Below are 20,699 nucleotides of genomic sequence, written 5' to 3'. Positions count from 1 at the left end.
ACCTCACAATCTCATGACGACGCCGTCTCGCCCAAAGCCTTGCAAATACGGCGCGACCTCACCCCAAGCACCCCTCCCGCGAAGCGGGTTCGTCCTTGTCCCAGCCCAAGTCTTTCCGCCATTGCTACAGCGTGCTGAACGAACGGCAAGAATCGATCACGTCGAAATTGAGCGCGAATGACCGGGTTCAAGGCGTCAGTTCACGTTGCGTCTAAAAAGGACCCGGCAAATCCTAAGGCGGACAGCCCTGCTCGATCCACCGAGCGAACAGGGCGATGTCGGCTTGCGGCCATGGCGGACGCCCCCGAGGCATGCGCAAAGGCCCTCCAGGCTGCGACAACCGGTCGAGGACATTGCGGGCCGTCGCATGATCTGCAAAATCCTCGTTACCTGTCGGGTTGGACATCACTGCATAGTCGCGCAGCTGTATTCGGCTGTTCATGCACCCAACATCGGGATCGGTGAACAGCACGGCGATGTCATTCGCGAAGGAAATCGGTGTTTCCAGTTCCATCGGCTTACCCTCACTCAGTTGCTGTAATTCCGTATCTGCTTCGCGCCGCGCGAACCCGGTTTGGAATATTTTCGTAGAGCGCAACTCCCCAGGTGAAGTCCGAAAGAAACGTGCGCCGATGGCGATCGCGCCCTTGTTGCGGGAAGTTGACGTCGTTCGGTTGATACGTCTGGTCAAATTCGGTCATGTCATTGGTCGCCGCATTCCACGATCCCGCATATTGGTGACAGCCTATGCAGTTCGTCTTATGATTTTGCGGATGCACTTCGACGTTCGGGTTGCTGCACCAGGTGGTCAGGTGGTTTGGGTCACCGCCGGCTGCGGTGTTGGCTGCCGCCAGTGCGCTATAGTTGGCCTTGAGCGCGCCGGCGAGCAAAGGGGCGGAAGCTGTGAACGACTGCCACGGCTGCGGATCGCGCTCATTGAACGAGCTGGTCACACACATCTTGTAGTTCGCCCAGACCCCGCTGATCGAGGCCGGACGGTCTTGTCCGAAGTCGGTGTTTGGCTGCGGATCCCACCACAGCGTAATCCAGACCCATTCACGGGTATCTTTGGTCGAGAAGTGGATGGAGCGCAGCCCCCATTTATGGCCTTCCTTGGTTTCGATCGTGTACATCTTCTTGGCGTCAAACGGTGCCGGGGTTCCGCGCCCCCAGCGCGGCTCGTTGAACAGGTTCCCCATCCGGTTCGAATCGGTAACGTGGGCTGCGTTGGCAAAGTCTTCGGGGGTCCATTGCGCCTTGACCATGACCGCCGAACGCGGAAATTCTGTCAGACAGGGACTGAACTGGGTGGCGGACGGCGGCGGCGTATCCGCCTTGAATTGCGGTGCCTTGTCGGCGCAATTCATCACGCCCTTGGACTGGGCGAGCAGATGTCCGACGAACGACGGACTGAACACGGTAAAGCCTGTCCCAAGGTGCTCGTCGGCCACCCCGGCCAGCTGGGCCAGAGTCTGCTTCATGTTGGCATCGGTCAGGCTCGATACCATGTTCTTCGAACCGGTGCCGCCGCCGACATCGTTCATCGTCTCCTCGGCAAGCTGATCGTAGGTCTTGGCGCACTTTCCGCCGGCCACCTGTTTGCAAGCTTTCAACTTGGAATAGAACAGGTCGATCTTCTGGTAGACTTCGGCGTTCACGGGGACTTGAGGATTCTGGGGGTCGTCAGATGAATTGGACGCCCCCTCGTACCACGTGTGCCAAAGTGGGATCTGGAACATCACTCCATTGGCGGTGAAGCTTTGCGGGGAGATCATCTGCTCGACAATCTTCCATGCTGCCGCCCGGCGATCGGCCATTGAGCCTTGAAGCCGGTCGAACAGTTGCTCCGGATCCTCGGCGATCGGAACATAGTCGGGGCCGCGTTTGACCACGCCGCGCAGCTCAGGCGAAAGTTCGCCTTTAGCATCGACGAACATCTTGCCCGAAAGCATCGGGGTTTCAGCCGTTGCGGCCTCAGTCTTGCTGGTTTCTTTGGCGCAGCCAGCCAAACCAAGTGCAACCCCCATCAGCCCGATCGTGACGGACCCCAATCTGGTCAATCTTTGCATGCCCCTCCCCCTTCGTTCTGCGTATAATTGTTCAGGGCGTGACCGCCCGCCACTGCTTCGCCAAGGCGTAAAGATCGGCATCGATCAATGTCGCGACATTCGCTTCCCGGCCATCGGCTGCGGGCACGTAGACCTTCTCGTATCCGTGAACCGCAAAGACCTCGGGCGGCGATTGTACATCGGCCAAGCGCCAGATCGGCGATCCGCTCTCCCCGTTGTCGGTGTCGACATCATGATACAATCTGCGTCCGTCGACCCAGACGACCTCGCCTTGCCCGCGCCGCTGGCGAGTGAACGAGGCATCGAAATCCGGATAGCCCGAGCACACGACTGGCTGACCGACTTGTGCCGGACCGGGCATTGCCACAGCAAACCAGCCGATCTTATCTCCCACTGGAAGATCGAGGTGGATGCATCCAAAATCGGAAGTCACGTCGTGTGACTGGACCCATTTGGGATGTGCCGAGAACCGCGTCGCAGTCACCTTGCCGAAGGGCGTGTCCGCTTCAGATCGACCGGGGATGACGTCTATCGAATCTGCCCACCCCGCGAAATCGTCATGATGCACATTGTGACCACAGGTCAGCACGAGGCGCGGACCGGCCATCCAGCCGGTACCATGGTAAAGACGGCCCTGCTTTCGAATCTCGAGCGAGCAGACAAGCCGCTCTGGAATGTTCTTCGTGTAAAGTTCGGTAGTTCTATCATCTTCGCCAATCACGCTTGCCACTTGAGCAAGTTCGAAGAACGACTTGACGCGAGAAACCAAGCCGGGCCTTTCTCCAGTGCTCGATGCCCAAGGCGAATCGCAAATTGTGGTGGCGTCGAAATCTAGTGGAAAATTCGACGCGTTTGCTTCATCTATCACGAGGCATTCCCCCGACTGATTTGTCAATATTCATAAGGTTTCGCAAATACCTGTCAAATCAATTCCTCTGCGCTTGTTCAGTATTTGCAGGACTGTACGGACTCGCGGGACCTTTTCCATAAGGCCGATCTGCTGCAAGGAGGAGGTATCCGACAACCAACCAAGAACTCAAGGTTCAGCGTAAGTTCAAGGTGCTCCCTTACGCCGAAAAGAGCCGCCATGTGACCAAGACATGCCGCTACTTCGGTGTGGGCCGCTCAAGTTTTTACCGCTGGAAAGCCGCTTACGAGCAGCGTGGGGAAACCTTTGCAAGCGGTCTACGGCTTTGTCCTTGAAAATCTCGCCGATCATTCGAGTGTCTCTGAGCCCACGCATCTTTCTTAAGCCGAACGACTGCTTCCGCCCGGGTTTCATCCTTGATTCGCCAAGTGAATGAATGTCCGGTTTCAGCGTTCGGTTTTGAGACCGTGAACGACCGCAATCAAGGCGAGACCTGCCTTCGGCATCTTACACCGAGGTGGGGCGGCTACGCCACTTTCCCGCCTGGAACCTACCGTACCGAGATCGGCCAATTATCGCCGCCGAGCTCTTTACGATCTACCTCGGGATCACGATCCGCTGTGCCCGAACTTCGGCCGCAAAATGGTCGCACCGTCGCGGAGCTGCTCAAGGTAGTCCGACCAGTGCTGCATCATCCGAACCCGCTCATCCCAATACTGGCCTCGCGCATAGGCGCGTCGGATCGAATTGCCGTCTGCGTGTGCGAGCTGGCGTTCGATGGCATCGGGGTTCCAGGTTCCCATCTCATTGAGGAGCGTGGCCGCCATGGCGCGGAAGCCGTGGCCGGTCATCTGATCCTTGGAATAGCCCAGTCGTCGGAGGGCCGCATTGATCGTGTTGTTCGACATGGGGCGATCCAGCGCCCGCAGAGATGGAAATAGGAAATTGCTATAGGCGGCGTCGTGGTCAATCTCACCTATGATGGCCAGCGCTTGCCGCGATAATGGCACCGCGTGAGGACGGCGCATCTTCATTTTGAAATCTGGAATCGTCCAAATGGCCTGCTCGAAATCAAATTCCTTCCATTCGGCCCATCGCAACTCGCCAGGGCGAACGAACAGGTGCGGAAGAAGGCGTAACGCGATTTGAGTGAGAGGGCTGCCATCATAGTCCTTGATTGCCCTCAGCAATGCGGGGGCTTCACTGGCCGTCGTGATGGCGGCACGATGTTGTTCACGCGGCGTGATGAGCGCGCCGCGCAGGTCTACCGCGATATCCCGTTGAGCGCGCGCTGTAGCAATGGCGTAGCGGAATACCTGGCTGCAGGTGCTGCGGATCCGGTTGGCGGTATCGTAACGCTTGGTGGACTCCACCTTTTTCAAGACCAAGAGAAGCTCATGTGCTGAAATCTCGGAAATCGGGCGGCGACCGATTGCGGCGTAGGTTTTGCCAAGGAGCCACCGCGCCTTCTTGATGGTGAGCGGCGCCGCTCCCTCTTTCTTGATCTTATCGAGCCATTCCTCTGCGATAGTCTCAAAGGTGTTGGCTGCGGCCAGCGACTTGGCGATCTTGTCGAGCTTCGATTGCTCGGCTGGATCGATGTCCTTGGCCAACTTGCGCCGCGCCTCAAGAAGCATTTCACGTGCTTCGCCCAGCAGTATCTCAGGCCAGCGACCAAACGACAGGGTTCGCTGCTGTCCATCGAAGCGGTAATTCATCCGCCAGTACCGAACGCCGGTCGGCTTGATGAGGAGGTAGAGGCCGTCGCGATCAGAGAGCTTGTACGGCTTTTCCTTCGGCTTTGCGTTTTTCACCGCGTTCGCGGTGAGACCGGTTCTGCGACTGCTGCCTTCTGCCATGATGGACCTCCCAAGAGTTGCTCGGCGGGCGGTCCATCATCTGTACCAACATTGTACTCGGAAGAGGGTGGAGCCGTCCGGATTTGCTTGGCAAGCATATCACAAAAAACGGCGGAAATCAGCCACTTTCCGAACGTCTGTGGACGTCTCTGGAAGCGGAAATGGAGGCCCGAGCCGGAATCGAACCGGCGTGCGCGGATTTGCAGTCCGCTGCGTCACCACTCCGCCATCGGGCCATCCGTGTGGAGGAATGCGCGCCTAGCAATGGAACGGGCGGGGCGCAACTCCGATTCGCGTGATCGGCGGCGATTGGGCCATGGACACCATGGAGCGCGTCGTCCGGGGGCAGTGCTGTTCCCCCTGCCGCGGGCTGCCGTCTTCGCGCGGTACGGGGAGCGGGCGAGGGTTCGGTGCTTTCTTTCGGCGGGTTTCTGCGGTTATGCTGCCGCACGGCCTTTTCCTGTCCTTCCCCTCGGCCGCGGAGCATTGTCCATGATTCTCGGAGCCGTCCTTGCCGGGGGTGCAGCGAGCCGGTTCGGCAGCGACAAGGCGCTGGCCGAACTGGATGGGCGTACCCTGATCGCCCTGGCGGTCGATGCCCTTGCGGGATGCTGCGAACAGGTGATCGTCGTGGGGCGCGAGACTGCGCCGGCACCGACCCTTCCGGACTGGCCGCGTCCCGGGATGGGGCCGCTCGGCGGCCTGGCGGCGGCATTGCATCATGCGCTCGATGAAGGTTACGAGGCGGTGCTGAGTTGCGGGGTGGATGCCGCCTTGCTTCCGGACGATCTGCTCGAACGGCTTTCGCCCGCGCCGGCATGCCTGGCCGCACAGCCCGTGATCGGGCTCTGGCCGGCCGCGTCCGCCGCGCGGCTGGAAGCCTTGCTGCACAGCGATGAACGGCATTCGATGCTGCATTTCGCCGAACTGGTCGGCGCCCGCCGGATCCAGCTGCCGATCGCGGTTCCGAACATCAACACGCCGGGTGACCTCGCGGCCCTGACCAATCCGCGCTTGAACCGTTAGAGCACGGCATGGCCCCCGGCGGACGTCGATGCCGGCGGCACCGCCGGACGCGGAGGCTCGAGCGTGAAAGCTTCCCGTCCATCATTCGCGTCGTCCATGCGCAGGCAATACCCGCCTTCCGGAGCCGTTTCGATCACGCCCCTGAGGCCCACGAAAGTCAGCTTGCGGCGCAGCCGCGACATGTGAACCGCGATGCTGTTGGTTTCCGGCACGAAGCCCAGGCGCCATACGTCATGGATCAGCATCTGTTTGCTGACGGCGTGATTGGGGCTTTCGGCGAGCCGCCAGAGCAACGAGAATTCCCGTGGGTTGAGGTTGAGCGGCTTGCCGTTGGCATAGGCTTCGCGAGCGAGCAGGTCGAGCTGGAGGCCACCTAGATCGCGCCGGCGCGGCAACCAGTGCGTCAACTCGGCGATCCGGCCGGCACGCGCCCCCAGTTCCTCGATATCGACCGCGTCGGTGACGGCATCGCCGAAGCCGACCTGCAGCAGCATGGCCCGTTCGTGCGCCCGCCTGACGCCGACGACCAGGGCGGAGCGCCGCATCTCGACGCTGTGGGACATGAGCATCCTCATCCAATCCGGGCCGTCCAGATCGCCCCCGTCGACTATTTCCACGCATTCGGGGCCGGGCTCGTGCCTGTCATCCAGCACCCAGCCGCAACGCCGCAAGTCGAAGCCGGCCGGGATCCGTCCGGACCCCAGCCAACGAAATCGGAGCGCGTCGCTCCCGCGCAGATTCGCAGACCTCATCGTTCCCCCGCCTCGTTGCCGAAAGGCAATGTCGCGGGGGAACAATCGTCGCTTAGGGTCCTCGGGAACAACTCGTAAAATCTTACAGGCTGTTCCTGTGGTTTTTCCCCATGTTGGCCCTATGCCGGGATGATCCGGCGTCAGATTGCGGGAATATTCACGCCCATGGACGCCAGATAGCGTTTCACGTTGCGGGCGGCCTGGCGCAGGCGCTGCTCGTTTTCGACCATGGCGATTCGCACGAAACCCTCGCCGTCTTCACCATAGCCCACGCCTGGCGCGACCGCGACTTCGGCATGGGTGAGCAGCTGCTTGGAGAATTCCAGGCTGCCCATTTCCTTGAGCGCGGGGGGCAGCGGCGCCCATGCGAACATCGAGGCCTTGGGGCTGGGGATATCCCATCCGGCCCGGCCGAACGCCTCGACCATCACGTCGCGGCGCTTCTGGTAGAGCTGGCGGTTGCGCTCGACGATATCCTGCGGGCCGTTCAGGGCCGCGCAGGCGGCCGCCTGGACCGGCGTGAAGGCGCCGTAGTCGAGGTACGACTTGACCCGCGTCATCGCCGCGATCAGCTTCTGGTTGCCGACCGCGAAGCCGATGCGCCAGCCGGCCATCGAATAAGTCTTGCTCATCGAGGTGAATTCCACCGCCACGTCCTTGGCGCCGGGCACCTCGAGGATCGAACGGGTGGGATTGCCGTCATAGTAGAGTTCCGAATAGGCAAGGTCGGACAGGATCCAGACCTTGTTCTCCTTCGCCCAGGCGACCAGCCGCTCATAGAAGGCGATATCCACGGTCTCGGCCGTCGGGTTCGAGGGGTAGTTGACCACCAGGATGGAGGGGCGCGGCACCGTGAAGGCCATGGCCCGGTCCAGCGAGCGCCAGTAGTTCTCGTCCGGCGTGGTCGGCACCGAGCGGATCGTGGCCCCGGCGATGATGAAGCCGAAAGTGTGGATCGGATAGCTGGGGTTGGGCGCCAGCACCACGTCGCCGGGTGCGGTGATCGCGGTGGCGAGGCTGGCCAGCCCTTCCTTCGAGCCCATCGTCACCACCACCTCGCGTTCGGGATCGAGTTCGACGCCGAAGCGGTTGGCGTAGTAGTTGGCCTGGGCGCGGCGCAGGCCGGGAATGCCTTTCGACTGCGAATAGCCGTGGGCATTGGGCTTTCGCGCCACTTCGCACAGCTTGTCGATCACGTGCTGGGGCGGGGGCAGGTCGGGATTGCCCATGCCGAGGTCGATGATGTCCTTGCCCGCCTGGCGTGCTGCATGCCGCATCGCGTTGACTTCGGCGATGACGTAGGGCGGCAGTCGCTTGATGCGGTAGAACTCGTCTTCCATGACCTCGATGATTCCATTGCGCGGCGGGATTGCCGCGATCGTCCCTGTAGGGGAATACGCGCCGGGCGCAAATGGGCGATCGACCAGGTTGCGTCCGGGTGGTGAATTCCGGCGAGCGATTGTCGCCGGTCCGCGCGGGGGGCGACATGGGCTCCGATGTGGGGGAGGGGGACTCGACAGGCCGGAATGCGGGCTTATGACTTCTCTCGCGATTATAGGGAGCCCAGGACCCCATGGCCAGCGACGCCGGCGAACTGATGACGGACTTGATGCGCAAACAGGCCCAGGGCCTGACTACCCTGTTCGGGAATCTCGCCCCGCAGGAAGGTACGCCGGAAGCCAAGGCCGCGATCCACTGGGCCGAGATCGCCAGCCGGATGCATGCGATCTGGACCGAATTCCAGGTCGAGCAGCTCAACAAGGCCTCCGACAAGCCGCCGCATTATGCCGACCCGATGAAATGGATCGCCACGGCGGAGGCGGTGTTCCGGCAGCTGCCGCTCGCAAGCCCGCAGATCCAGCGCAAGCTGTGGGAAGAGGGCGTCGCGCTCGTCGATGCGGTGCTCGGGCAATACGGCATCGGCCCGGGGGGCGAGGGTGGTGCCGCCGAGGATCCCCGTCTGCCGCGCAAGGACCGGCGCTTCGACGATCCCGAATGGCGCCGGCAGCCGTTTTTCGCGCTGCTGCACCAGCTCTACCTGATGTTGTCGGAGCAGATGGTGGGGATGGCCGAGGCGATGGACGGGCTGGAGCCGGCCAGGAAGGCGCAGCTGGTGTTCGCGGCCCGCACGATCGCCGACGCGCTCAGCCCCGCCAACTTCCCGCTGACCAATCCGGTGGCGCTGGAGAAGGCCAGCCAGACGCGCGGCGAGAGCCTGGTGCGCGGCTTCGAGAACCTGCTTGACGATCTGCGCAAGGGCCAGCTCACGCATACCGATCCCAAGGCCTTCGTGCTGGGCGAGAACATCGCGGTGACGCCCGGAAAGGTCGTGTTCGAAACGCCGCTCTACCAGATCATCCAGTACACGCCGACCACCGACAAGGTGCTCAAGACCCCGCTGCTGATCTTTCCGCCGTGGATCAACCGCTACTATATCCTGGACCTGAACGCGAAGAAAAGCTTCGTGCGCTGGGCGGTGGAACAAGGCCTGAGCGTCTTCATGGTATCCTGGAAGTCCGCCGATGCCTCGATGGCGGACCTGGCCTGGGACGATTACATCGGCGCGCAGATCGAGGCGATCGATTTCGTGCGCGGGCGGCTTGGCGTGCCTTCGGTCCACACCATCGGCTACTGCGTGGCCGGCACCACGCTTGCCGCGACGCTGGCGGTGCTGGCGCGCAAGGAGGCGGCCGGCATGGTCGCCAGCGCCACATTTTTGACGGCCCAGGTCGATTTCGAGGAGGCAGGCGACCTCAAGAACTTCATCGACGACCAGCAGATCGAAACGATCGGCAAGCTCTCGCCGGAAGGATATCTCGACGGCCGCTACCTTGCGGCGACCTTCAACGTGCTGCGCGGCAACGACCTGATCTGGAGCTACGTCGAGAAGAACTACCTGAAAGGCGAGGACCATCCAGCCTTCGACCTGTTGCATTGGAACGGCGACGTCACCAACCTGCCCGCCAAGTGGCACCGCAACTATCTGCGCGATCTCTACCGCGACAATCGCCTGGTGGTGGCGGATTCGCTGCAGGCCTGCGGAGTGCCCATCGATCTCCACCGGATCGCGACGCCGGCCTATATCCAGGCCGGAAGCGAGGATCATATCGCGCCGCCGCAAAGCGTGTGGAAGCTGATGCGCTACCTGGCGGGCCCGCGGACTTTCCTGCTCGCCGGTTCGGGGCACATCGCCGGCGTGGTCAACCCGCCTTCCTCGGGCAAGTATCAGTACTGGACCAACGAGGGCTCGCCCGAGACGCTCGAGGATTTCGTCGCCGGGGCCCGCGAACATCCGGGCAGCTGGTGGCCGCACTGGCGTGCGTGGATCGAGGCGCTCGATCGGGCGCTGGTCCCGGCGCGCGGCAAGCGCCGCCCCGGCGGTCGCGGCGACCGGGTGATCGAGGATGCGCCGGGGCGCTACGTCATGGCGCGCTGAGACCGGACGGGTCGCTGCCATGGGTCCGCCGGGAACTTTCGGGCGCCGGGACGGTTCGGCAGGCGGGTGACACTCACCCCCGGATCACCCCGGAGCGGGCGGCCGCCATGTGCGGCATGCCGCCTATGCTGCACTGCAACATTTTTGTGCAGTGCAGCAAAATTGTGTTGACTTCGCCGGCGCAAAAACCTATTTTGCAACGCAGCAACGATGAGTCGACTCGAAGACCGCGCCAGACCGTGCCGGATCCTGTTCGACGTTCAAAAACTCCTCGACCGCTGGACAGATCAAATGGCTGCAAACGAAGACCCGAAGGACATCGATAGCGCCGACAAGGCCTACAAGGCTGCCGCCGAGGCGGTGCCTGTGAAGTCCCCCGCTCCGGCCGCCAAAGCAGAGACCGGCAAAGCAGAGACCGGCAAGGTCGTGCCCGCCAAGGCCAAGCCTCTCAAGCCTCTCAAGCCTCTCAAGCGGAGCGAAGCCGTGGAGCCAAAGCCGGCCGCCGCCAAGATCGCCGCGCTGGCGCCCAGGATCAAGCCGGGTCCCAAGATCAAGCCGGTCGCGAAATCCACACCGGTCGTCCAGGCGAAGCCCCGGCCGATCGAGAAAGTTGTTCCGGCGAAGGCCACAGGGGCCGAGCCGGCTGCCAAGGTTGCCAAGGGAACGGAGGAGGCGGCTATTGCCGTTGCAAGTCCGAAGGCGGCCACTTCCAAGGCGGCAGAGACCGCTTTTACCAAAACACCCGCTTTCGCAGGACTTTTCACCAACTTCATGCTCGAGGAAAAGACAATGGACATGAGCGCTAATTTTTCCGGCTTCCAGGACGCGATGACCGAGGCCCAGGCCAAGGCCAAGGCCGCTTTCGAAAAGAGCACCGTCATGCTCGGCGAGGCCGGCGATTTCACCAAAGGCAACGTCGAAGCCATCATGGAATCAGGCAAGATCCTGGCTGAAGGTGTGCAGAGCATCGGGTCCGAGATCGTCGCCGAAAGCCGCAGTGCGTTCGAGACGATGACCGGCGATATCAAGGAACTCGCCGCCGCCAAGTCGCCGACCGATTTCTTCAAGGTCCAGGGCGAGATGATGCGCAAGAATTTCGACAGCGCCGTTGCCTATGGTTCGAAGAACAGCGAAACGATGCTCAAGCTGATGAGCGACGTGATGGCGCCGATTTCCGGCCGCGTCAGCATGGCGATGGAAAAGGTGCGATCCACCTCGCTGTGATGCGTTGAAGGCCTTCCGGTTGGTCGGGGGAACCCCGTCGATCCGGTCGGCGGAGCTGCAAGTTCGATAAACTCGACCGGGGCATCTTGAAGACAGGTGCCCCGGTACGATATTCTGGCAGCCATGATTTCCCTGATCGCCGATTCCGAACACGCTCGTCCCTGGCCTTTGCTTGCGGGGACCGATGGCGATTCGGACCGTGGGAGCGATGGGGACGAACAGGTCGGCATCGCCACCAAGACGCGCACCAAACCGAAGAAACCAAGCCAGTTCAAGGTCTTGATGCTCAACGACGATTACACTCCGATGGAATTCGTGGTGATGGTCCTCAAGCGTTTCTTCCAGATGGATCTGGAGCAGGCGACTCGCGTGATGCTCCATGTCCACCAGAAGGGCGTGGGCGTCTGCGGCATCTTTCCCTATGAAATCGCTGAGACCAAGGTGAACCAGGTGATGGATTTCGCCCGGCAGAACCAGCATCCGCTCCAGTGCACGCTGGAAAAGGCCTGATCGTTTCCCGCCCTGGCGGCCCGCCGCCTCTTTCCGTTTCAGTTCCTGCCGCAATGCCAGGCAATGGCGCGAAACAGCGCCGCCGACAGCGCGAGGGCGAGTGTATCGCCATGACCCGGCGGTGCCCCGCGCGCGGCGCCGATGGTCATTTTCACCTCGCAGATGCCGTCGCCGCCGAACCGCGCCTGCCATAGGCTGCCGGCAGGCAGCAGGCTGGCGAGCGCCGGCGCGGCGCGATCGTCCCCCAGCAGTGCCTGGACTTCCCTTTCCCGTGCCAGCCAGGCCTCCGGCGCGCCGGCACTGGCCCAGGCGCGGATGACGATCATGGTCTCGCGCACGATCCGCGCTTCCTGGTCCGCGGGAGCGGTCTCGGCATGCCGGGCGAACCGCTTGGCTTGCGCGGCCAGCGACGGATCCGCTTCCACGACACCGAGATTCCACACCGGCGGGCGGGCCAGTTCCGAAGTACTGCGCCTGGCCAAAGTGAACGCGGCCTTCCGGACCGCGAAGGCTTCGCCGAACCGCGAAGCGTCGAGCGCTGGCGTGGATGGTCCTTCCCGCATGTTCATCCTGATTTCCTCCGGTTTCCTGTTTGCCCCCGGGCTGCCGCTTGATCGATCGTCTCGGATTCGTTCGGCGCCTGTTCTTTGACCCTGCATAGCGCATCTGAGGGCCGAGGTGGGATGATGCTTTGCTGGACTACAGCATTGTAATCCTCCCGCCGCCGCCGAGCCTCTCCGGCGGTCCGCGTCGGCATGCGCCCGGACGACAATTCGCTTTGTCCTCCGCCGCCTGTCCGTTAAGGGCCGGGGAAGGATGGTTTTGTGACGACGCCTACGTGAGATTCCCAAGCGCCATCGATCGCTACATCTTCCGCCTCGTGCTGATGCCGATGCTGGGGATCTTCCTGCTTGCGGCCTCCCTGCTGGTCCTCGACAAGATGCTGCGGCTGTTCGACTTCGTCGCCACCGAGGGCGGCCCGGTGGGTGTCGTCTTCAAGATGCTGGCGAACATGCTGCCCGAATACGCCAGCCTGGCGATACCGCTGGGGTTGATGCTGGGCATCCTGCTCGCCTTCCGCAAACTGGCGACCAGCAGCGAACTCGACGTCATGCGCGCGGTCGGCCTGAGCTATACCCGCATGCTGTACGTGCCCTACGTCATCACGCTGGTGCTGGTCGCCTTCAACTTCGCGATCGTCGGCTATCTGCAGCCGCTGTCGCGTTACTATTACGAAGAACTCAACTACGAGCTCAAGTCCGGCGCGCTGGGGGCTTCGATCAAGGTCGGCGAATTCACCACGCTGAAGGACCGCATCGCGCTGAGGATTGACGAGAGCCAGGACGACGGCCGGCGGCTGATGGGGATTTTCGCCCGCGTCGCCAACGCCAAGGGCCAGGTGCTGTCGATTTCCGCGCGCGAGGGCCGGTTCCTGGCGCTCAAGGGATCGCCCGACACGATCATCCTGCGGCTGGAGCAGGGGCAGATCATCCAGGACATGCCCGGGCAGCAGCCGCGCGTCCTGACTTTCACCCGCCACGACCTGCCGATCGAGCTGCCGGCGATCGAGAAGTTCCGCAAGCGCGGCGGGCAGGATCGCGAATACTTGCTGCCCGAACTGATGAAGCTGGGCTGGAACGACCAGTTGCCCAGGCAGGAGCGCGTCTCCAGCCAGGCGAACTTCAACTACCGCATGGTCGAGGTTGTCATGATGCTGCTGTTGCCGCTGCTGGCGGTGGCGCTGGCGATTCCGCCCAAGCGCTCGACTTCGGCACTGGGCCTGTTCGTCTCGATCGTGATGATCGTGGCCTATCACAAGGTGAACCAGTACGCGAACGACGTGGCTTCGCTGGGGCGGATCAACCCGGTCCTGGGCCTGTGGGGTCCGTTCCTGGTGCTCGCCCTGCTGATCCTGTGGATGTACTGGCGCGTCGCCTATGTGCCGGGCGGGCAGGCGATCGGCTGGCTGGAGAAGGCGTCCGATACCGTAATCAAGCGGCTCAAGTCCCTCCTGCGCCGCAAGCGGCGCGGCCCCATCCTGCCCATCCCGGCGGACCCGATCTGACATGCAGCTTGAATTCTTCCCCTCGCGCACGCTGACGATCTATCTCGCGCGGTTGTTCGTCACCCGCATCCTGGCGGTCCTGCTGATGCTGGTGATGGTGCTGCAGGTGCTCGACCTGCTGGGCGAAAGTGGTGACATCCTGGCCTATTCGGGCAACGGGGAGATGCAGCTGCTCCATTACGTGTTGCTGCGCGTGCCCCAGCTGATCGCGCGGTTCCTGCCTTATTCGGTGCTGCTGGCGACGATCATCACGCTGGCCACGCTGAACCAGAACAGCGAAGTCGTCTCGATGAAGGCGGCCGGGCTTTCGGCGCACCAGGTGCTGGCGCCGCTGATCCTGACGGCGCTGGTGATTTCCTGCTTCAGCTTCGCTTTCAACGAACGGGTGGTGACCCGCGCCAATGCGGCGCTGGATGCCTGGCAGGCGGTCGACTATGGACCGTTGCCCAAGGATACCGGGGTCCGCAACAACCTTTACATGTCCGATGGACGCGACTTGCTGCTGGCGAAGACGCTGACCGGGCGCGGTGCCGCCATGGTCATGACCGAGGTCACCTTCTACCGCCGCGACGACAACGACATGATCGTGGAGCAGCTGCGCAGCCCGCGCGCGACTTACGCGAATCCGGGGTGGAAGCTGGAGAACCCGGTGCGCTTCCAGGTGGCGGGCACGGCGACCGCGAAGCTTCCCTCCACCACCGTCGCGCCCGGCATCACGCCGGGCAAGGTGTTGATCTCGAAAGTGGATGCCGATGCACAGGACATCTTCACGCTGGCCAGGTCGATCGAGGCCCTGCGGATCGCGGGCCGGCGGACCAGCGCGCTCGACGCGGCCTGGTGGCACAAGCTTGCGGGCCCGTTCTCCTCGGCGCTGATGCCGCTGCTGGGCGCCGTCGCCGCCTTCGGGCTGGCGCGCTCCGGGCAGCTGCTGATCCGTGCCGTGATCGGCATGGGGCTGGGGTTCGCCTATTTCGTGTTCGACAACGCGGCGCTGGCGATGGGCAATTTCGGCGGCTATCCGCCGCTGGTGGCGGCCTGGGCGCCGTTCGTGCTCTTCGCCCTCATCGGCGAGACGGTGCTGATCCGGACCGAGGAATAGGGCCGGCCGGGCCTCGAGGGCGCCGCGCTACCGCGGCTCGCGCCCCTTACCCCGCACGCATCGTGCTGCGCACCAGCCGCGAGACCAGCGGCAGCAGGCCCTTGTAGTTCGCCCTCGCGTAAGTGGTGTCCGCGCCCAGGTGGGCCGAGAGGCGGCGGTGGCATTCGGCCAGCGCGTGATACGGCATCGAGGGCAGCAGATGGTGCAGCGCGTGGTAGCGCAGGCCGACCGGCGCCCACAGCGGCGAAAGCAGCGCGGGCGGGGGGACATTGACCGAATCGAGATATTGCGCCGTCACCGTCATCGCCTCGCCGTCGTTCTCCCACAAGTGCGCGACGAGCGTGCGGACCTGGTTGAGGAAGGCGGTGAGCGAGACCACGCACAGCGCGATCGCCAGCGGCCGCCAGCCGTAGGCGAAGCTCGCGGCAAGCACCGCGATGGCCCAGGCCGAGCAGCCCAGTTCCTGCCAGAACACCATCCGCGCGAAGGCGCCCTCGGGCGGGCGGCGGCGGTACTGCGGATTGATCGAAAGCGCCGATGCGCGTTCCCACACCAGCTTGCGCAGCGGCGGGATCACTACCCCCAGCGGAACCAGCAGCGCCGATCGCACCAGCAGCGCCGGCGGCAGCAGGATCGCCGTGAGCGCGAAGACCGGCAGGCTCCACGGCTTCATCAATGCCAGCGGCATGTATTCCGGATCCTCGACAGTGCCGTAGCGCGTGCGGGCATGGTGCTGCGTGTGCACGCCTTCGTACATGAACGAGGGGATCAGCAGCGGGATGCCGACCAGGAGGTTCCAGGCGAAGCGGAAGCCGGGCAGGGCGTCCTTGTGGATGTGGGTCAGTTCATGGATGAACAGCAGCGCGCGATAGAGCGCCAGCGCCGCGAGGATCGCGCAGGCCAGCGCCGCCAGCGGGCTCGCAAGCAGGATCGCGCCGGCCAGCGCGGCATAGCCGAGCGCCGCCGAGGCCAGCATGTCGGGCCAGTAGATGCCCGCGCGGGCGGCGGCGAGGTCGCGCGTCAGTTCCACGGCGGCGCGCAGCATCTCCTTGTCGTCGGGGATCTGCGAATGCCAGGTCGCGGCCGTTCGTCCGGTCGGTTCCGGAGGCGGCGCGGGCCGGGGCTGGTCGATCAGGTCCTGGGCAATCATGCGCTCAAATTCCAAAGTCTTCCGGGTAAAAACGCGTCGGCGATCGGGTTTGTCGAGTGCGCTGGCGCTGCCCTGCTTGACAAGTTACCGCCGCCCGCCGCACTTCGCGCGCCAGCATATCCCATAGGCTGGAACAAAGGCAGCATCGTGGCCAATTCCGAACTAGTCATCACGCCCGTTTCCAGCAAGGCTGATCGCGCCGCTTTCGTGGACTTCGCCTATCGGCTCAATGCGGCAGATCAAAATTGGGTGCCCAACTTGCGCTCGGAAGAGATTTCGAAGTTCACGCCCGGCAAGAACCCGTTCTTCGACCATGCCCGCGTGCAGCTGTTCCTGGCCCGGCGCAGCGGCCGGATCGTCGGTCGGATTTCGGCGCATATCGATGAACAGGCGCTGAAACAGCCGGTCGAACAGGGCATGGGGCCGGGCACCGGCAACTGGGGCGCGATCGAGGCCGAGGACGAGAGTACCGCGCGCGCGCTTATCGCGGCGGCCGAGGCCTGGCTCCGGGCGCAGGGCATGACGCGGGTGCTGGCGCCGATGAACCTGTCGGTGTGGGAGGAGCCGGGCATCCAGGTGCGGGGCCACGATCATCCGCCGATGGTGATGATGGCGCATCACAACGCCGCCTACCAGGGCTGGATCGAAGGCGCCGGCTATGGCCGGGTCAAGACGCTCTACACTTACGATCTCGATGTCACGAAGCAGTATCCCCCGCTCATCCAGCGCATCATCGCCTCCGGCGAAAAGAACGCCAAGATCCGCATCCGCGAGGTGGAGCTGAAGCATTTTGGCCGCGAAGCCGCGATCATCTGCGATATCCTCAACGATGCCTGGTCGGATAACTGGGGCTTCGTTCCCTTCACCGACAAGGAAATCGCCTACACCGGAAAGGCGCTCAAGCCCCTGGTCCATCCCGAACTGATCCGCATAGCCGAGTACGAGGGCGAGCCGGTGGCCTTCATGATGACGCTGCCCGATCTCAACGGGATGCAGATGCGGGTCAACGGGCGGAACGGCAAGCCATCGATCCTGGGCCTGATGAAGCTGCTGCTGTGGCTTAGGAAGCCCCGGCCCGCCGACATGCGGGTGCCGCTGATGGGCGTGCGCAAGAAACTGCAGGCCTCGCGCCTCGCCAGCCAGCTCGCCTTCATGATGATCGAGTACATCCGCCGTGCCGCGGTCGAAAAGTTCGCCGCGAAGCGGGGTGAAATCGGCTGGATCCTCGAGGACAACCAGGGGATGGTCGCGATCGCCGACGCCATCGACAGCAAAGTTAACCGCGAATACGCGATCTATGAGAAGATGCTGTAAGCTTTCCGTCGCCGCGCGGTGAGCCCGGGACGATGGTTCGCTATTCCTCGTCGGCCGGGACCGCGGCTTCTTCGATCACCGGGTCGTCGGCCTCGTCGACGCTTGCGGATGCCTCCGCCCTGGGGCCGGTATCGCCGGCGCTCTTTCCGGCATCGGGGTTGGCGAGCGGCGGCTGGGAGCGCACGATGTCGTAGGGCAGCATGTCGTCGCTGGCGGAGCGGGGCAGGATCTCGCCGCCAGGCGCCGCCGATCGGTCGGGCTCCTGCTTTCCGCAGCCGCCGAGCGCGAGGCTCGCCGCGATCGTAAGGGAAAGGGCGATGGAGGCTTTCATTCAGGCGGTCTCCCGGGAACAGGGGCTTTCCAGGGCGCCGAGGAAGCTTGCGGCCCTGGCCACCAGCGCCCGGTCCCAAGTGGCGAAATCGACCTCGCGGCCAAGGCGCGCAAGGCTGGTCACGCCGAATTCCTCGATACCGCAAGGAACGATTCCGGCAAAGTGCGACAGGTCCGGCCGGATGTTCACCGCGAATCCATGCATTGTCACCCACTTGCGGATGCGCACGCCGATCGCGCCGATCTTGGCCTCGCGCCCGTCGATGTCGGTGGTCCAGATGCCGATCCGGCCTTCGGAACGGAACCCTTCCACGCCGAAATCGCGCAGCGTTTCGATCACCCAGCCTTCAAGCGCATGGACGAAGCCGCGCGCGTCGCGGGCGCGCTTCCGAAGATCCAGCAGGACGTAACCGACGCGCTGGCCCGGGCCGTGATAGGTATATCGCCCGCCCCGCCCCGCCTCGACCACTTCGAAACGCGGATCGAGCAGCTCGGCCGATGCCGCGCTGGTGCCGGCGGTATAGACCGGCGGGTGTTCCAGCAGCCACACCAGTTCGTGCGCCTCGCCCGCCGCGATGGCGGCATTGCGCGCCGTCATTTCTTCCAGCGCCGCGCGGTATGGAACCGGACCGTCCGACACGCGCAGCTCGATATCACCGGGAAGAGTGGCGGGAATCGTCATGGCGCGTTGCGTGGCGTCATTCCATGCGGTTATCAAGTGCCTTTAGACAGCCTGCAGGGCAGGACTCCGGGAGTACGCGATGAAGTTCGACAGCAACAGGGCCTGGCTCGACGCGATTGCGGCGGTGAACGCCAACCGACAGGTGCTGGTGCCGGTCGCGGGTGTGTTCTTCCTGCTGCCCACCCTGCTTTCGACCATGTTTCTCACCGAAGTGCAGACCCGGATGCTGGAAGCCTTCGGCAAGCCGCAGGTGGTCGAGCGGATGTTCGTGGACAACCTGGGCCTGTTCGTGGGCTTCGGGATCGGCGGCCTGCTGGTCCAGTGCGTGGGATATCTCTCGGTCATGGCGCTGCTGAGCGACCGGGGCCGCCCGACGGTGGGAGAGGCGATCGTCGCCGCGCTCAAGGCGCTGCCCACGCTGGTGGCAACGATGCTGCTGACGATGCTGGGCATGTTCCTGGCGTCGATGGCGATAGGGGTGGTGCTGGGCGGCCTGCTGGGGCTGATCGCGGGGACCGGCGTTGCCACGGTGGTGACCATGGTCGCGCTGCTGGTCGGCGTGGTCTATGTCTGGGTGAAGCTTTCCCTGGTGGTGCCGACCGTGGTCAACGAACGAATCGGCAACCCGGTCACGGCCATGGTCCGCTCGTGGCGGCTGACCCGGCACAACAGCCTGCGGCTCTTCGGCTTCTACCTGATGCTTGCGATCGGCTATGTCGCGGTTGCCTTCGTGGTGACGCTGGCGCTGATCGGCCCGGTGGCGCTGCTGGCCGGTCAGGGTCAGGCCCTGACGTTGTTCACCGGCGTCGTGTCCGGCGCGATCGGCGCGGTATCGAGCGTGATCCTGATCGCCGTCCTGGCCTATACCCACCGGCAGCTCGCCGGGCCCTCGCCCGAGGAGATTTCGCACACGTTCGAGTAATGCGAAGTTTCCTGGAGCGAGGCTCATCTCCTCCCTTCGTCATGGCAAGGCGGCGCAGCCGCCGAAGCAATCCAGGGCAACACTAAACCGCCCTGGCCCACAGCTTGGCTTGCCGCGCCGCTTGCGGCGGCTCGCAATGACGAAGGAAGGGGGGCGAAGGGAAGGGGAACAAGAGTTCCGATCAACGAGATTTGGCAGGCTCCCGATGGCCCGGAGTTTCGCACCGAAAATGCGAACCACGCCGCTCGCGCGTCAGGCCGCTCGCTGGGGAGAAGGCTTTCCGCTTCCCTTCCGGCTCAGCCCTCGTCTTCGTCCTTCCAGCCCCAGTACATGAAGCAAGGCGGTACGTTGATCGGCTCCAGGGCGTTGTCGATGCGCTTGAAGTGCCGGGCCATGAAGGAGCGGGCCTTGGGCGTGAACTGGTAGACCAGGAACGCGCCGCCCTTGCGGATCACGCGGTAGGTCGCCGCCGCGATCGCCGGGCCGACGCCTTCGGGCAGGGTGGAGAACGGCAGGCCGGACAGCACGTAGTCCGCCTTCTCGTGGCCGTGGGCGCGCACGATGGCCTCCACGTCCGCCGCCGAGCCATGCACCGCGACGAAGCGGCTGTCGGTGATGGTGCGGCGCAGGTAATCGATGAACAGGGGGTTGGTGTCGATCACCAGCAAGGTCGCATCGCGGCGCATCCGGTCGAGCACCGGGCGGCAGAATGTGCCCACGCCCGGCCCGTATTCGACGAACAGCTTGCAGGTGTTCCAATCCACCGGCGCGAGCATGCGGTTGATGGTAAAGCGCGAGGACGGCACGATGGAACCGACCATCACCGGATTGCGCAGGAAGCCTTCCAGGAAAATCCCCCAGGGCCCCAACCCCTGCTTGATCTTCCGCTTGATCTTCTGGGGCAGCGCCTCTCGGGTAAGCTCGGTACTGGTCATGCTGGCGGAAGCTTTCGCACTGTTATCGTGTCACGAATGTGCCATGCGGTGGCAGATTACCACCCGCATTGCAAGGCGGTGGGGACGGGCCGTTTGGATAAACGAGCGGTTCGTCACAGAATTTCGTGAACCTTTTCCTGGGGCCGGCAGAGCCTTGCGCCCTTGTCGGTTTCCACCAGCGGGCGTTCGATCAGGATCGGTTCGGCGGCCATCGCGGCGAGCACGGCGGCATCGCCGGCTTCCGGCAACCCGCGCTCGGCGGCGTCGGTGCCGCGCAGGCGCAGGCCCTGTTGCGGCGTGATCCCGGCATCGCGATAAAGCTGCGCCAGCTTGTCGGCGCTGGGCGGAGTCTTGAGATATTCGACCACTTCCAGCTCTACACCGGGCGTCTCCTGCAGGATCGCCAGCGTCTTGCGCGAAGTGCCGCAATTGGGGTTGTGCCAGATCGTTGCCTTCAT

Annotated in this window: 20 protein-coding genes, 1 tRNA gene and 1 pseudogene; 9 read left to right on the top strand and 13 right to left on the bottom strand. The window is 63.7% G+C overall.

The features are described from left to right. Positions 1–232: 232 nt before the first annotated feature. Genes BM052_RS04955 through BM052_RS04945 form a run of 3 tightly spaced genes read right to left on the bottom strand, consistent with a single transcriptional unit; the run spans position 233 to position 2,937 of the window. Complete coding sequence (locus tag BM052_RS04955; protein ID WP_091143858.1) at positions 233–514, bottom strand: hypothetical protein; 282 nt, start codon at positions 512–514, stop codon at positions 233–235. Between the two features lie 10 nt (positions 515–524). Beyond that, positions 525–2,069 carry a hypothetical protein gene (locus BM052_RS04950; RefSeq protein WP_143084740.1) on the bottom strand — a complete coding sequence of 515 codons (1,545 nt, stop codon included), beginning with the start codon at positions 2,067–2,069 and terminating at the stop codon, positions 525–527. Between the two features lie 31 nt (positions 2,070–2,100). Beyond that, positions 2,101–2,937 carry a trypsin-like serine peptidase gene (locus BM052_RS04945; RefSeq protein WP_143084739.1) on the bottom strand — a complete coding sequence of 279 codons (837 nt, stop codon included), beginning with the start codon at positions 2,935–2,937 and terminating at the stop codon, positions 2,101–2,103. Positions 2,938–3,116: 179 nt separating this feature from the next. Here BM052_RS04945 and BM052_RS19345 point away from each other — a divergent pair. Continuing rightward, positions 3,117–3,239: pseudogene (locus BM052_RS19345) on the top strand (helix-turn-helix domain-containing protein); the annotation flags it as partial. 306 nt (positions 3,240–3,545) lie between these two features. On the opposite strand, the gene BM052_RS04940 reads toward BM052_RS19345, so the two are convergent. Together BM052_RS04940 and BM052_RS04935 are read right to left on the bottom strand one after the other, a co-directional pair. Beyond that, positions 3,546–4,796 (bottom strand): tyrosine-type recombinase/integrase, encoded by a 1,251-nt coding sequence (locus BM052_RS04940; RefSeq protein ID WP_091143851.1) that lies wholly within the window; start codon positions 4,794–4,796, stop codon positions 3,546–3,548. Between the two features lie 162 nt (positions 4,797–4,958). Then, positions 4,959–5,032 (bottom strand) — tRNA-Cys (locus BM052_RS04935). A gap of 256 nt (positions 5,033–5,288) precedes the next feature. On the opposite strand from BM052_RS04935, the gene BM052_RS04930 reads away from it, so the two are divergent. Beyond that, positions 5,289–5,822, top strand: coding sequence for a molybdenum cofactor guanylyltransferase (locus BM052_RS04930; protein WP_091143849.1), 534 nt, complete (start codon positions 5,289–5,291; stop codon positions 5,820–5,822). On the opposite strand, the gene BM052_RS04925 is transcribed toward BM052_RS04930, so the two are convergent. Both BM052_RS04925 and BM052_RS04920 read right to left on the bottom strand, forming a co-directional pair. Then, on the bottom strand, positions 5,819–6,385 hold the full coding sequence (locus BM052_RS04925) for a winged helix-turn-helix domain-containing protein (RefSeq protein ID WP_255405970.1): 567 nt from the start codon (positions 6,383–6,385) through the stop codon (positions 5,819–5,821). The two genes, BM052_RS04930 and BM052_RS04925, sit on opposite strands and share 4 nt — an antisense overlap. Positions 6,386–6,714: 329 nt before the next feature. Beyond that, positions 6,715–7,914 carry an LL-diaminopimelate aminotransferase gene (locus BM052_RS04920; protein ID WP_091143846.1) on the bottom strand — a complete coding sequence of 400 codons (1,200 nt, stop codon included), beginning with the start codon at positions 7,912–7,914 and terminating at the stop codon, positions 6,715–6,717. Positions 7,915–8,147: 233 nt separating this feature from the next. On the opposite strand from BM052_RS04920, the gene BM052_RS04915 reads away from it, so the two are divergent. The 3 genes from BM052_RS04915 (at position 8,148) to clpS (ending at position 11,744) form a co-directional block, all read left to right on the top strand. After that, complete coding sequence (locus BM052_RS04915) at positions 8,148–10,010, top strand: PHA/PHB synthase family protein (RefSeq protein ID WP_091143843.1); 1,863 nt, start codon at positions 8,148–8,150, stop codon at positions 10,008–10,010. 291 nt (positions 10,011–10,301) lie between these two features. Beyond that, positions 10,302–11,234 (top strand): phasin family protein, encoded by a 933-nt coding sequence (locus BM052_RS04910; protein WP_091143842.1) that lies wholly within the window; start codon positions 10,302–10,304, stop codon positions 11,232–11,234. A gap of 123 nt (positions 11,235–11,357) precedes the next feature. Continuing rightward, the gene (gene clpS / locus BM052_RS04905; RefSeq protein WP_177198322.1) at positions 11,358–11,744 is read left to right on the top strand and encodes an ATP-dependent Clp protease adapter ClpS; all 387 of its coding nucleotides are present in this window, start codon (positions 11,358–11,360) and stop codon (positions 11,742–11,744) included. Positions 11,745–11,782: 38 nt separating this feature from the next. Here the strand turns inward: clpS and BM052_RS04900 are convergent, their stop codons facing one another. Beyond that, entirely contained in the window at positions 11,783–12,313 is a 531-nt protein-coding gene (locus BM052_RS04900) for a hypothetical protein (protein WP_091143839.1), read from the bottom strand. Positions 12,314–12,582: 269 nt separating this feature from the next. On the opposite strand from BM052_RS04900, the gene lptF reads away from it, so the two are divergent. Both lptF and lptG read left to right on the top strand, forming a co-directional pair. Next, positions 12,583–13,809, top strand: a complete 1,227-nt coding sequence (lptF, locus tag BM052_RS04895) for an LPS export ABC transporter permease LptF (RefSeq protein WP_091143837.1) — start codon at positions 12,583–12,585, stop codon at positions 13,807–13,809. Between the two features lies 1 nt (position 13,810). After that, the gene (gene lptG, locus BM052_RS04890) at positions 13,811–14,908 is read left to right on the top strand and encodes an LPS export ABC transporter permease LptG (RefSeq protein ID WP_091143835.1); all 1,098 of its coding nucleotides are present in this window, start codon (positions 13,811–13,813) and stop codon (positions 14,906–14,908) included. 46 nt (positions 14,909–14,954) lie between these two features. On the opposite strand, the gene BM052_RS04885 is transcribed toward lptG, so the two are convergent. Next, positions 14,955–16,058 (bottom strand): fatty acid desaturase family protein, encoded by a 1,104-nt coding sequence (locus tag BM052_RS04885; protein ID WP_091143832.1) that lies wholly within the window; start codon positions 16,056–16,058, stop codon positions 14,955–14,957. Between the two features lie 147 nt (positions 16,059–16,205). On the opposite strand from BM052_RS04885, the gene BM052_RS04880 reads away from it, so the two are divergent. Continuing rightward, on the top strand, positions 16,206–17,372 hold the full coding sequence (locus tag BM052_RS04880; protein ID WP_091143830.1) for an N-acetyltransferase: 1,167 nt from the start codon (positions 16,206–16,208) through the stop codon (positions 17,370–17,372). A gap of 40 nt (positions 17,373–17,412) precedes the next feature. On the opposite strand, the gene BM052_RS04875 is transcribed toward BM052_RS04880, so the two are convergent. Further along, positions 17,413–17,703: a hypothetical protein gene (locus tag BM052_RS04875; RefSeq protein ID WP_091143828.1), complete on the bottom strand. Its 291-nt coding sequence runs from the start codon at positions 17,701–17,703 to the stop codon at positions 17,413–17,415. Further along, entirely contained in the window at positions 17,704–18,384 is a 681-nt protein-coding gene (gene lipB, locus BM052_RS04870; protein WP_091143826.1) for a lipoyl(octanoyl) transferase LipB, read from the bottom strand. It lies immediately after the preceding gene. Positions 18,385–18,463: 79 nt separating this feature from the next. Here lipB and BM052_RS04865 point away from each other — a divergent pair, with 79 nt between their 5' ends. Continuing rightward, positions 18,464–19,306, top strand: a complete 843-nt coding sequence (locus BM052_RS04865; protein ID WP_091143823.1) for a lipoyltransferase — start codon at positions 18,464–18,466, stop codon at positions 19,304–19,306. Between the two features lie 296 nt (positions 19,307–19,602). Here the strand turns inward: BM052_RS04865 and BM052_RS04860 are convergent, their stop codons facing one another. Both BM052_RS04860 and arsC read right to left on the bottom strand, forming a co-directional pair. Further along, on the bottom strand, positions 19,603–20,241 hold the full coding sequence (locus BM052_RS04860; protein ID WP_091143821.1) for a class I SAM-dependent methyltransferase: 639 nt from the start codon (positions 20,239–20,241) through the stop codon (positions 19,603–19,605). 113 nt (positions 20,242–20,354) lie between these two features. Beyond that, complete coding sequence (arsC, locus tag BM052_RS04855) at positions 20,355–20,699, bottom strand: arsenate reductase (glutaredoxin) (protein ID WP_091143819.1); 345 nt, start codon at positions 20,697–20,699, stop codon at positions 20,355–20,357.

This window comes from Novosphingobium sp. CF614 (assembly GCF_900113255.1).
Taxonomy (GTDB): domain Bacteria; phylum Pseudomonadota; class Alphaproteobacteria; order Sphingomonadales; family Sphingomonadaceae; genus Novosphingobium.
This window is presented reverse-complemented; position numbering and strand designations above follow the sequence as displayed.

Coding starts and splice junctions, on each gene's coding strand:
- BM052_RS04915 (WP_091143843.1), top strand. CDS start 8,148: ATGGCCAGCGACGCCGGCGAACTGATGACGGACTTGATGCGCAAACAG.
- BM052_RS04865 (WP_091143823.1), top strand. CDS start 18,464: ATGAAGTTCGACAGCAACAGGGCCTGGCTCGACGCGATTGCGGCGGTG.
- arsC (WP_091143819.1), bottom strand. CDS start 20,699: ATGAAGGCAACGATCTGGCACAACCCCAATTGCGGCACTTCGCGCAAG.
- BM052_RS04875 (WP_091143828.1), bottom strand. CDS start 17,703: ATGAAAGCCTCCATCGCCCTTTCCCTTACGATCGCGGCGAGCCTCGCG.
- BM052_RS04885 (WP_091143832.1), bottom strand. CDS start 16,058: ATGATTGCCCAGGACCTGATCGACCAGCCCCGGCCCGCGCCGCCTCCG.
- BM052_RS04930 (WP_091143849.1), top strand. CDS start 5,289: ATGATTCTCGGAGCCGTCCTTGCCGGGGGTGCAGCGAGCCGGTTCGGC.
- BM052_RS04955 (WP_091143858.1), bottom strand. CDS start 514: ATGGAACTGGAAACACCGATTTCCTTCGCGAATGACATCGCCGTGCTG.
- BM052_RS04910 (WP_091143842.1), top strand. CDS start 10,302: ATGGCTGCAAACGAAGACCCGAAGGACATCGATAGCGCCGACAAGGCC.
- BM052_RS04940 (WP_091143851.1), bottom strand. CDS start 4,796: ATGGCAGAAGGCAGCAGTCGCAGAACCGGTCTCACCGCGAACGCGGTG.
- lptG (WP_091143835.1), top strand. CDS start 13,811: ATGCAGCTTGAATTCTTCCCCTCGCGCACGCTGACGATCTATCTCGCG.
- BM052_RS04860 (WP_091143821.1), bottom strand. CDS start 20,241: ATGACCAGTACCGAGCTTACCCGAGAGGCGCTGCCCCAGAAGATCAAG.
- lipB (WP_091143826.1), bottom strand. CDS start 18,384: ATGACGATTCCCGCCACTCTTCCCGGTGATATCGAGCTGCGCGTGTCG.
- BM052_RS04900 (WP_091143839.1), bottom strand. CDS start 12,313: ATGAACATGCGGGAAGGACCATCCACGCCAGCGCTCGACGCTTCGCGG.
- clpS (WP_177198322.1), top strand. CDS start 11,358: ATGATTTCCCTGATCGCCGATTCCGAACACGCTCGTCCCTGGCCTTTG.
- BM052_RS04920 (WP_091143846.1), bottom strand. CDS start 7,914: ATGGAAGACGAGTTCTACCGCATCAAGCGACTGCCGCCCTACGTCATC.
- BM052_RS04925 (WP_255405970.1), bottom strand. CDS start 6,385: ATGTCCCACAGCGTCGAGATGCGGCGCTCCGCCCTGGTCGTCGGCGTC.
- BM052_RS04950 (WP_143084740.1), bottom strand. CDS start 2,069: ATGCAAAGATTGACCAGATTGGGGTCCGTCACGATCGGGCTGATGGGG.